Source organism: Protofrankia sp. Cr2, from assembly GCF_963555885.1.
In the GTDB taxonomy this organism is placed as follows: domain Bacteria; phylum Actinomycetota; class Actinomycetes; order Frankiales; family Frankiaceae; genus Protofrankia.
In genome coordinates this window covers 1-6171 of the sequence record NZ_CAUVXG010000102.1, presented here as the reverse complement: position 1 = coordinate 6171, position 6171 = coordinate 1, and the positions used below count along the sequence as shown (strand labels likewise).

10 protein-coding genes and 1 pseudogene are annotated in these 6171 nt (G+C 63.4%); 5 read left to right on the top strand and 6 right to left on the bottom strand.

From position 1 onward, the window contains the following. Positions 1-468 (top strand): DUF4157 domain-containing protein (locus U9978_RS23560; RefSeq protein ID WP_322763339.1); only part of this gene is annotated, 468 nt, incomplete at its 5' end. Between the two features lie 627 nt (positions 469-1095). On the opposite strand, the gene U9978_RS23555 is transcribed toward U9978_RS23560, so the two are convergent. Together U9978_RS23555 and U9978_RS23550 are read right to left on the bottom strand one after the other, a co-directional pair. Continuing rightward, a complete protein-coding gene (locus U9978_RS23555; RefSeq protein WP_322763338.1) occupies positions 1096-1443 on the bottom strand; it encodes a helix-turn-helix transcriptional regulator in 348 nt (115 codons plus the stop codon). Beyond that, on the bottom strand, positions 1433-1558 hold the full coding sequence (locus U9978_RS23550) for a hypothetical protein (protein WP_322763337.1): 126 nt from the start codon (positions 1556-1558) through the stop codon (positions 1433-1435). Before U9978_RS23550 ends, U9978_RS23555 begins: the two co-directional genes overlap by 11 nt. 466 nt (positions 1559-2024) lie before the next feature. On the opposite strand from U9978_RS23550, the gene U9978_RS23545 reads away from it, so the two are divergent. Both U9978_RS23545 and U9978_RS23540 read left to right on the top strand, forming a co-directional pair. After that, the gene (locus tag U9978_RS23545; protein ID WP_416211118.1) at positions 2025-2390 is read left to right on the top strand and encodes a type II toxin-antitoxin system RelE/ParE family toxin; all 366 of its coding nucleotides are present in this window, start codon (positions 2025-2027) and stop codon (positions 2388-2390) included. After that, positions 2387-2704 carry a helix-turn-helix transcriptional regulator gene (locus U9978_RS23540; RefSeq protein ID WP_322763335.1) on the top strand — a complete coding sequence of 106 codons (318 nt, stop codon included), beginning with the start codon at positions 2387-2389 and terminating at the stop codon, positions 2702-2704. Before U9978_RS23545 ends, U9978_RS23540 begins: the two co-directional genes overlap by 4 nt. 344 nt (positions 2705-3048) lie before the next feature. Here the strand turns inward: U9978_RS23540 and U9978_RS23535 are convergent, their stop codons facing one another. Then, entirely contained in the window at positions 3049-3462 is a 414-nt protein-coding gene (locus tag U9978_RS23535; RefSeq protein ID WP_322763334.1) for a type II toxin-antitoxin system VapC family toxin, read from the bottom strand. Next, positions 3459-3719: a hypothetical protein gene (locus U9978_RS23530; RefSeq protein WP_322763333.1), complete on the bottom strand. Its 261-nt coding sequence runs from the start codon at positions 3717-3719 to the stop codon at positions 3459-3461. Before U9978_RS23530 ends, U9978_RS23535 begins: the two co-directional genes overlap by 4 nt. Positions 3720-4387: 668 nt before the next feature. Between U9978_RS23530 and U9978_RS23525 the strand changes: the two genes are divergently transcribed. Next, positions 4388-4762: a type II toxin-antitoxin system RelE/ParE family toxin gene (locus U9978_RS23525; protein ID WP_322763332.1), complete on the top strand. Its 375-nt coding sequence runs from the start codon at positions 4388-4390 to the stop codon at positions 4760-4762. Then, positions 4759-5085, top strand: coding sequence for a helix-turn-helix domain-containing protein (locus U9978_RS23520; protein ID WP_322763331.1), 327 nt, complete (start codon positions 4759-4761; stop codon positions 5083-5085). Before U9978_RS23525 ends, U9978_RS23520 begins: the two co-directional genes overlap by 4 nt. Before the next feature lie 400 nt (positions 5086-5485). Here U9978_RS23520 and U9978_RS23515 read toward each other — a convergent pair whose 3' ends face one another. Together U9978_RS23515 and U9978_RS23510 are read right to left on the bottom strand one after the other, a co-directional pair. After that, positions 5486-5827, bottom strand: coding sequence for a hypothetical protein (locus U9978_RS23515; RefSeq protein ID WP_322763330.1), 342 nt, complete (start codon positions 5825-5827; stop codon positions 5486-5488). Further along, positions 5817-6171, bottom strand: a pseudogene (locus U9978_RS23510) (hypothetical protein); the annotation flags it as partial. The pseudogene U9978_RS23510 and the gene U9978_RS23515, both read right to left, overlap by 11 nt.

Genomic DNA, 6171 nt, shown 5'->3' with positions numbered 1-6171 from the left:
GGTGCAGCACTGTTCCGCAGCGCCCTGCGCTCCCAAGGTGCCGGACCACTCGACCCGGAGATCGCCGATACCATTCAGGCCCGCCGCGGTACAGGATCACCACTGTCCGAACCGGTACGCGCCGAGATGGAAGGCCACCTCGAAGCCGACCTGTCAACGGTACGGATCCACACCGACAGCACCGCAGCAACGTTGAACCGGGCCGTACAGGCCGAAGCATTCACTACCGGTACCGACGTTTTCTTCGCCCCAGGCCGATTCGACCCGTCCTCCCCGACCGGCCGCGGCCTGCTCGCACACGAACTCACCCACGTCGTCCAACAATCCGCCGGCGCCGCCGGCCCCGGCGGCACCGTCAGCCACCCCGACGACCCCGCCGAACGAGAAGCCGCCGCCATCGGCGCCCAGGTAGCCCGCCAGGCCAGCCCCATACCCGACGACGAAGAAGAACCCGCGCCTGCCACCTAGACCAACCCCCAGGCGCTCGGGAAGCGCACATTCCGTCCAGTCGGGGCGGCCTTCGACCGATGCCAGCTCATCCGCCCGGCGCATGCCCGCCCCATGGGTTCACCGAACAGTCACACTGTGGTGAATTCGCCAGGGAAGCCGGGCTACCTCGGCGTAGCTGTTCAGCTGGGGTGGCCGGGCGTTCGCTGTCCCGTGTGCGGTGATCGTCACCGCGGTCGCGTCACGGTGTGACGTAATCGTTAGGTTCAATGCGTGAGGTCCAGCGGGCAGTCGACGTACGAGCAGCTCTTGGCGCTCCTCGTGGACCGGGACGCCACGGTCGCCACCCAGGCCGACCTGATCACCTGACGTCTGTTGGCGCAGGTCGCGGGCTTGGGTCTGTCCACGGACGTCCAGGGACGTCCGTCCCCGTTGCAGTACGACTGCAGTACACCGCCACGAAAGCGGTGGTTACAGTGCGTTGGTTCACTCGATGGACCCGAAGATCACGGTCGTTCTTCCGTGACCGCTGGTCCCGGCAGCGAGCAATGGGCGCCAACGGGCGTCTCGCCCGACTGGTTGGGGTATGGACAGGTCTGATCCCAGGTGCTTGCCTCGACCGGTATCGGGCTGGTCGGTAGATCCGGATTATGCGATCTGGGAGAGGTCGAGGACTGTTTCGTGGCCGTCCGCGAAACGAACGATCATGCTGACCTGTCCGCCGATGGCCGCCAGGTAGGCGTTGAGGGTGGACAGCAGCAGGTCGTGGGGCTGTTCCAGACGGCTGATGGCGGCCTGGGTGACGCCCATGCGTCGGGCGAGTTCGACCTGGGTGAGTTCGGCGGCTCGCCGCAGCGCGGCCAGGCCCATGGCATGGGTTCGGTCCGCTTCGGCCATGTCCTGGCGGACCTGGGCGACGTCGGCGGCGATGTCGGGCCGGCTGGCGAGCTGGTGGATGCGGTCGTTGCCACGGATGAACGTGACGTCATCTGTCATCGGGGCCTCCCTTCTGGCGCAGCCAGGCATCGACCGGCGCCTCTCCTCGTGCTGCCGCGCTGGTGTAGAAGACGTCCCCGATCGTCTTCTTGTCGAATCCGATCAGCGCGATCACGGCATGGTCGTCGGTGGGAACCAGCAGATGATCCGGACGGCGACGGCCGGGTCGAAGGGGTGGGCGACCCGCCACAGCTCGTGGCGGCGGGCCTGTCGTACCTGTTTGAAGGTCGCGGACTCTTCGGTGGGTTTGGCGGGGAGGTCCGTGAGTGCCTGCAGCAGTGCGACCGCGACAGTGAGGAGCCGGCCTCCTTAGTTCCTCCGCGTGGGTGAGCCAGCGGTCGAACTCCTCCGTCCAGTCGACGATCACTTCCCGAGTATGAGCTCCAGTTAATACAACGTCAAGTTAATGTGGCCCCTGTGGGCGTCCACCGCGTCCGTCAACTTCGCACGCTCCTCCAGGGGCGTCCGTCGGTGTCCACGCTTGTCCATCGTCTCGGCTGTCAACTTGGCTGTCAGTCGGTCGGGCGATGGTGCCTGGGAGATCCGGCGGCCCGAGGTTTAGCGGGAGCTATACTCGCATGATGGAAGGGCGGCAGTGGGACGTCTATCTCGTCAACGAGGTTCGTGACTGGATCGACGGTCTGGACGGGGCCACACACGCACGGGTCGTGCAAGCAGTAGATCTTCTCGTGGAGGCTGGTCCGGGGCTGGGGATGCCGCTCGTCGACACGATCAGCGGCTCGTCGCTGCCGAACCTGAAGGAGCTCCGGCCAGGGACGGTGCGGATCCTGTTCTGCTTCGATCCGTGGCGTTCGAGCATCCTGTTCGTCGCCGGGGACAAGGCTGGGCAGTGGAACGCTTGGTACGCCGAAGCGGTCCCGCTCGCGGAGCAGCGCTACAAGACCTATCTGGCGGAACGCGGTCAGGAAGAGAGCGATCAGCGATGAGTGGTTACACACGGTGGTCTGACATCCGTGCCGAGCAGGTCGCCCGGGCTGGCGGGGAGGCCGCGGTCGCTGCCGGCCGGCAGGAGCTCCTCACGGTCGCGCTAGGCCATCGGCTTGCGGAGGTGCGTCGTGCGCGGGGTCTGACCCAGCGGCAGGTGGCGGAGCGGATGGGGGTGACCAAGGGGCGGATCTCACAGATCGAGCAGGGCTCGTTGTCCGGTCAGGACGTGGTCGCGCGTTACGCCGCTGCTCTCGGTGGCTGGCTGCACCAGGCGATCTACTTCGAGGACGGGGACATAGCCGCGATCGCGTAGGCCACAGTGCCGCAACGACTACCTGATCGATTCCTGGACCGTCGCTGCATCCGTTGGTCCTGGAAAGCGGCAGAGCCCCGCGCCCTGGATGGGGGCTGCGGGGCTCTGGCCTGCCTCAACCAGCGTGTTCTCGGAGGGACCCGAACCCCCGGCCTCTTGATCCATTGTCCCCGGCGATATGTCCATGGATGTCTACTGACGTCCGTTGGCGCAGGTCGCGGGCTTGGGGCTGTCCACCGACGTCTACCCCCGTTGCAGTACAACTGCAGTACGGCAACTTTTTGAACCTCGTCACTGAACGTGAGATCGGATGGGAAGTAGCCGGCCTGGTTTTAGTGTGCTTCTCAAGCGGGCAGCAGCTCGAAGCCGGGACAATGGTGTGGTGTGACGGCCAGGAAGTGGCGGCGGTCGATGGTGGCCAACTGTGTGATGTTGAGGCGTTCGGCGATCGCGACGACGTAAGCGTCGGTTATGCCGAGAGGGAATCCGGCGTACCGCTCTACCAGTTCGACAGCGCGGTCGAAGTCGGATTTCGTCGGTGTGACCATTGCCAGGTCGCCGGTCTGAAATGATTTGAGCAGTGTGACCTCGGCCCGGCCGCCGAGGTGCTTGGCCAGGTGATAGCAGGTTTCGATCACGACCGGTGCTGGCACGAGAAGCGGCGGTGTGGTCTGCCGCATCAGCACGGCGCTCGCCTCGTGGTGCTTGTCCTGGCGGTCGAACGCGGCGTAAAGAGGGCCGGTGTCCCAGAGGATCACCGGCTGTCACTCCCGGGACCATCGGTGCCGAACAGCGCCTCATCCACTCGCTCGGACAGGTCGTCGCGACCGCTGTCGAAGGTGCCGATAAAGGACGGGCCCGGCCAGACTGCACCCTGTGCTGCGGTCCCCTCGTCCAGGCCGGGGTCCGCTACAATGAGGCGCAACAATGCCCGCCGAGCATCAGCGGTGCGCTCCGGAGCAAGTCGGTCGACGAGGGCGTGCAGCTCCGGATAGTGGTTGTGGGCCACGCTCATGCCCTCCAGCCTAGCCCCCGCCCGGCGGTCCCATCCTAGCTCGTGAGCCACATCCGACGTGGTGGGCGGGCCGATGGGGCACCAGGGCCGGCGCCGAAGGTTGCCCAGGCCCTCCACAGGGGCATCGAGTGTGGTCACCCGATCACATCTGCGATATCGCTGCGGCTCTCGGTCGGTGAGTCGGGACGATATGACTGCCGTGACTGTCGGCGGGAGGCCAGGTCCGACACTGTTCACCGCTGTCCGCGTCGCTGGCCTTGATCGTGACCTGTTGCAGTACGAACTGCAGTGCTTGAGCCCTGGAAGCGGCAGAGCCTCGCGCCCTGGATGGGGGCTGCGGGGCTCTGACCTGTCTCAACCAGCGTGCGCTCGGAGGGACTCGAACCCCCAACCTCTTGATCCGTAGCCCTCGGCGCACCGTCCACGGACGTCTATCGGTGCAGGTCACAGCCTCGGGGCCGTCCATCGACGTCCATGGACGTCCACCCCCGTTGCAGTACAACGGCAGTACGGCAGTCGCCCTGATGTTGGTTACGCGATGTGTCCAGTATCGGTGAATCCCCCTTGGCTTGGATGATCACCTGCATGTCGGCAGGTGCGGCCGAGGTGTACCTGCCGAGAAGTGTAGAACCTTGACGTCATAGAACTTGTAGGTCATCCTCGTAGACGTGACGTGGACCGTGATTCTCGTCGACGAAGTCGATGACTGGTTCATGGGCATGGTGCGCACCGATCCGCGGACCGCTGAGCTCGTTGCGGCTGCGGTCGATCAGCTGGCATCCGATGGTCCGGCGCTGGGCCGCCCGTTGGTCGACAGCATCCAGGACTCGAAGATCCATAAGATGAAGGAGCTTCGGCCGGGGTCGGCCGCAGGCACCGAGGTGCGGATCTTGTTTGTGTTCGACCCGCGGCGGCAGGCGGTGCTTCTTGTCGCCGGTGACAAGGCCGGTCAGTGGCGGCAGTGGTACGAGGTGAACATCCCGCTGGCCGAGCGGCGCTACCAGCGGTGGTTGGACGGTGAGTACACGATGGAGAGGAGATGACGGCCATGGCGCGTACCTGGGAAGACGTACGGACCGAGACTCTAGCCACCGGCATGCTCGATCAGGGGCACATCGACGCGCTCGGAGTGCGGATGCGGGCCGAGGCCCGGGCGTATCGGCTGGCCGACATCCGGCGGGCCTACGGGCTCGACCAGAGCGAGGTGGCCGAGCGGATCGGTGTGTCACAGTCACGGATATCGCGTATTGAGCGGGGCGACTTGGACCGCACTGAGATTGCCACCGTGCGTAGCTATATCGAGGCGCTCGGAGGGCAGATCGAGATCGTGGCAAAGTTCGGCGACGAACGCATCACGGTTGGTTAATTCGGTTGTCTGGCGTGGGCGCCGAGTGGGGTGCTACCGAACTGCTGCTCGACAACGGTTAGACCGTGGAGATCTGAACCGCAGTTTGATCGACAGCCCGTAGGCTGTCAACGTGGCTGTCAAAAGCTCAGAGCCCCGCGCCGTGTGATCGGCTGCGGGCTCTGGCCTGCCTCAACCAGCGTGCGCTCGGAGGGACTCGAACCCCCACCTCTTGATCGATAGTCCTCGGCAGGGCTGCGGGAAGGCCGCGCAGAGTTTCGATCAGCTGCGTTATGTAGGCACCTTGCGGTGGCACCCAGAGGTGTTCTGGACAGAATAGTGCGCGCCACCCCGCGTCCGTTCTTCGTCGCCTTTTACCACAGCCACATGGCGACCGACCTCGGGACCTTTCTTGTTATAATCAATGCTCTGTACCAAAAGCATGATAAATCTCACCAGATCTGATCAGGTCAAGTACAATTGATTCAACCAAGCTTGAATCAATTGCGTCGACAAGAATGATATTCTTGGCCCAAAAATATCTACCATTCAAACATTCACCTGATTCAACGTCTTTTTTTTGAATTCGGCCAATTGAGTCAGGAGTAAATATAGTAGCAAATCGTTGCACGCCGTCAGAAAGCTCAACCATGACGTCCAACGGGGCCTCTAGTTCCATCCCGACGAGTAGGGTCAAGGTGAATCCTTCTTCTACATGACGCAGATAAGGTCCATCTCTTTCCCAGTGCCCATCATTGACCATAAAGTTCCCTAAGAATTCCGATTACCCGAGGCTGGTTGGCCTTGGATGATTTTGCAAGAATCGCCACTCTATCTTCAACATTTCTGAAATAAACCCGAGCGCCATCCCGAGCCCGCGCTTCGAAAACATCATCGAACAGATACTTGCTCCCAATGCCGGGATCCAGGTTTCCACGGGAAAGCTGGGAAGTCAGATTATCTATGCTGCGCTGATGAGTTCGCCCGGCCGTTTCCGCCTCCTTGACCAAGCGCGAATCGTCGTGGATCACGGAGAAAATTGTGTACGGTGCGAGGCCGAGGGGGTCGAGCCAACCCAGGGGATTGGGGACGTAGGTGTGGGGATTG